The organism is Pseudomonas sp. AGC41, assembly GCF_057334555.1.
The window spans coordinates 145,134-148,982 of sequence record NZ_JBHFJB010000163.1 but is presented as its reverse complement, the minus strand read 5'-3'; the positions used below and the strand labels follow the sequence as shown (position 1 = coordinate 148,982).

Below are 3,849 nucleotides of genomic sequence, written 5' to 3'. Positions count from 1 at the left end.
GGACTGCGCAGCAGTCCCAAACCGGGCCGACGCGGTTCTCCAGCGACACCGCGCCCCCAGTCTTGCGACGGCTACGCCGCCGAGCGGAAGCAAACTCCCTCCACAAAAGCCTGCCGCCCAGATGAATGAAACGCTGCGATAACCCGCTACAATCGCGCTCCTTCAAGGAGCCCGCATGCCCAAGCTGATCACCGACTGGCGCGACCGCCTGACCCATCGCCGGGTCTGGGCGCTGGCTGCGCCGATGATTCTCTCGAACATTTCCGTGCCGCTGGTGGCGCTGGTGGACAGCACCGTCATCGGCCATTTACCCCATGCTCATCAGCTAGGCGCAGTGGCGGTCGGGGCGAGTCTGTATACGGTGCTGGCATGGGCCATGGGCTTCCTGCGCATGGGTACCACCGGGTTCGCCGCCCAGGCCGCCGGGCGTGCCGACGGCGCGGCGTTGCGCCAGGTGTTGCTGCAGGGCCTGCTGCTGGCGATGGGGCTGGCGGTGCTGCTCGGTGCCGTCGGCATTCCCTTGAGCGACATGGCCTTGCACTTCATGCAACCGTCCGCCGAACTCAACCAGTTGACCCGCGATTTTTTTCACACTCGCCTTCTCGGCTTGCCCGCGGCGCTCGCCAGCTACGCGCTGGTCGGCTGGTTCCTTGGCGCCCAGAACGCCCGCGCGCCGCTGATGATTTTGCTGGTCACCAACCTGGTGAACATCGCCCTGAACCTCTGGTTCGTGATCGGCCTGGACTGGGGCGTGACCGGTTCGGCCCGGGCGTCGGTCATCGCCGAATGGACGGGTGCGCTGGTAGGCCTGGCCCTGGCGCGCAACACCCTGCGCAACTGGCCTGGGCAGATAGCCTGGGCGGCGCTGGGCTTGTGGCAGAGCTGGCGACCGTTGCTGGCGGTGAACCGGGACATTTTCATCCGCAGCCTGGTGCTGCAATCGGTGTTTTTCCTGATCACGCTGCAAGGCGCGCGCCTGGGCGATGCGACCGTAGCCGCCAACGCCCTGCTGCTCAACGGCCTGCTATTGACCGCCCACGCCCTGGACGGCCTGGCCCACGCCGTGGAAGCATTGTGCGGGCACGCTATCGGGGCTCGCGACCGCCTGGCCCTGCGCCGTGCGCTGGTGGTTGCCAGCGGCTGGTCATTGATTGCCAGCCTCGGGTTTGCGCTGCTGTTCCTGCTTGCCGGCCATTCGTTCATCGACATGCAGACGGACATTGGCGAAGTGCGTGACACCGCTTACCACTACTTGCCGTATCTGGCGGCGCTACCGCTGATTGCAGTGTGGAGCTATCTGCTCGATGGCCTGTTCATCGGCGCCACACGTGCCCGGGAAATGCGCAACGGCATGCTCCTGACCCTGCTACTGACGTTGCCGTTCGCCTGGGTCCTGCAAGGATTGGGAAACCACGGCCTGTGGATCACTTTCCTGCTGTTCATGGCCTTGCGCAGCCTGACGCTCGGTGCCTTCGCCTGGTGCCTGCAACGACGCGACCGTTGGCTGGGTGGCAATGCCTGGTGACGCCTTCAACCCTGGTTGCCTTGCCATAGCCGCCGCAACTGCTCGAGACGTTCATGTTGCGAGCCGCCTGTCAGCTGCGGCGCGGGCTGAGCATCGGGGTATTGCAAGCGTAGCCACAACCAGCCGTCGAGGGCGCTCCGTTCGCTGAACCCCAGCGCCAAGCCTTGTTGCAAATATTCCCAGAGCGACCAGTAGTCATGCCCGATGGAGCATGACCAACGCCAGACATGACGTTCCAGTACACACGCCTGCAACTGGCTTTGTTGCCTGTCGCTGAGACCCGGTTCGTTCTCCAGCGCCGGCACTGGCAACTTGGGGTTGGCGATTTGCTGCCAGCCCTCAGAGCCCATGGTCCGATCAACCCAGGTGCCTCCGAACCAGCGCAGGAGGTTGATCGGCCCCAGCCAGCAACTGAGTTCCCGAGCGTCGCAACCATCAAAAAAATAGCTCGCAGTATGCGGGTTGTAATAACTCAACAAAGCCTTGTGGTGCAGGCCCAACGTGACCGTCAGCATGCGCCGCAAATGCGCGAGCAACACTTCTACAGGCGCTGCGCTCACTATCAGCAACCCCGGCCACGACTGGCTATCCAGATGGCACAGGCTGGCCAGCGCTGGCGATTGCTGCAGATCCACCAACAGCGGACCATCGCCCCTCAGTTGGTGGAGGTCGGTGTCTTCGAATAGAAAAAAGCGCCGCGCCTCGGCAAATTGCTCCTGCAGACGCTGCGCGGCGCCGGGGACGTTCGGCGCGTCGAGCAGCAGCCATTGCGGCGCAGGCCCAGGCTTGGCGGCAGTGTTCATGTTGCTGCGCCCGCACCACACTGGGTAACCATGCGGCAAATGCACACCGATCTGGCGCAGGAGTTGAAAGACCCGCCGTCCGGCAACAGGCACAGCAGGAACAGCGGCTCGCCGCTGCGGACCGCGGACAACAAGGGCAAATCGATTCCAGTTTTCCTGGGCGCTTCTGACGAACTTGCACTGGCAGATTCCTGCTGCGTATCGATGAGGAATGGCGGGCCGAGAAACGCACAGATAAGTGGGCGATCCGGGTCGCCCTCGATAAAACTCACCAGGACCTCGGTACCCTTACGAACCCGTTCGCCTGCGCAGGCCGCCAGCTCAGGCGCCAACGGCAGCCAGCAATGGCTGGGGCAAGCCCCTTCCCCTTGATAGACCCAGTCGAACTGTACTGCAACTCGTCCAGGCATATGGCCCGCAGGCTCAGCCACGTCTACCACCCATCCGCGTTGCCGGCTCGCCATGACCGGCTTCGCAGGCACGTTTTCTGCCACGAACGGCAGCCCTGAGGGAATCGCCCGAAACTGATTGACGTATCTGCCTGACTGACCACTATGCTCGACCCTGGTCAATAACCAGCGTCGATTGCAGTGCTTGAAAGGATGAGCGGCGAGGATCAGCGTCTGGCCGCTGTGCAAATGCATCAGGTCGCTCTGGCCCTCTGCGGCCTGTATGCCGATACCCTCGGAGCCAGCCTGAACGTTGAAGGCGTGCACGGCGTCAGCCTGGCCGTCAGCGCCGTAGATAACCTCGCCTGCGGAAAAGACACTGCCCGGCGTATCGGAGAAAACCAGACAGTGCCCCCCCCGGGCATGCTCGAAATGGAACCGGATACCAGCCTGGGCGCATATCCTTTGGAGAAATTGCAGATCGGATTCCCGATACTGGCTACAGAAATCCTGCGGCGGGAAATCACCGCTCAAGTCCAGGCACAGCCCGCGCCCACCGATGCCGTGCCCGCTCAACACCTGGCGAATGATCTGCGGCACCGAGCGGCCACTGAACACTCGCTGGCTGAAGCGCTGCGCCAGGTGAGCCAGCTTCGGCTCGATGCGCACTTGGCAACCGCCCCCATGACGGCGTTGTACAACTTCGTGGACCTGTCCGTGAATACCCCGACCGGGGGTTCCGAAACTCAACCAGGCACTGCGGTACAGCAGGCTCGCCAGATCCAGCGGCGTGTCGCTGGCCATCAGTTCCACCTCGAACAGGAAGGGTTCGCTGATGCCTTCATTGCCGCTGAAAGCCACGACCACCAAAGACTCGGGCAGACCGGCTATCTCCAGACGAAATGATGACTCGCGGGCTGGACTGGACATCGGCGTTTCTCTACAAAAGGGGCGACCGGGCATTCTCGCCGAGAGCCCGGACCGAGTAGAGGGGCCAATTACAAGTAAGGAAAGGGACTACACGAAGTAAGGACGTTTCCGATCAGCTGTCCCCGCGTGAGGAAAATTTCGCCAGCGCAAATCAAAACGCCCTCCGGGGCTGTCCGAAAACACCCGCTGCATGCGGCGTATT

General features: G+C 62.9%; 3 protein-coding genes. 1 reads left to right on the top strand and 2 read right to left on the bottom strand.

Annotated features, from left to right (window positions below; translation table 11 throughout):
• Positions 1 to 175 precede the first annotated feature (175 nt).
• A complete protein-coding gene (locus ACE04F_RS28895) occupies positions 176 to 1,525 on the top strand; it encodes an MATE family efflux transporter (RefSeq protein WP_486111116.1) in 1,350 nt (449 codons plus the stop codon).
• Between the two features lie 5 nt (positions 1,526 to 1,530).
• Here ACE04F_RS28895 and ACE04F_RS28890 read toward each other — a convergent pair whose 3' ends face one another.
• Together ACE04F_RS28890 and ACE04F_RS28885 are read right to left on the bottom strand one after the other, a co-directional pair.
• Positions 1,531 to 2,328, bottom strand: coding sequence for a DUF4123 domain-containing protein (locus tag ACE04F_RS28890; protein ID WP_486111114.1), 798 nt, complete (start codon positions 2,326 to 2,328; stop codon positions 1,531 to 1,533).
• Complete coding sequence (locus ACE04F_RS28885) at positions 2,325 to 3,647, bottom strand: type VI secretion system Vgr family protein (RefSeq protein ID WP_486111112.1); 1,323 nt, start codon at positions 3,645 to 3,647, stop codon at positions 2,325 to 2,327. Before ACE04F_RS28885 ends, ACE04F_RS28890 begins: the two co-directional genes overlap by 4 nt.
• Between the last annotated feature and the right edge of the window lie 202 nt (positions 3,648 to 3,849).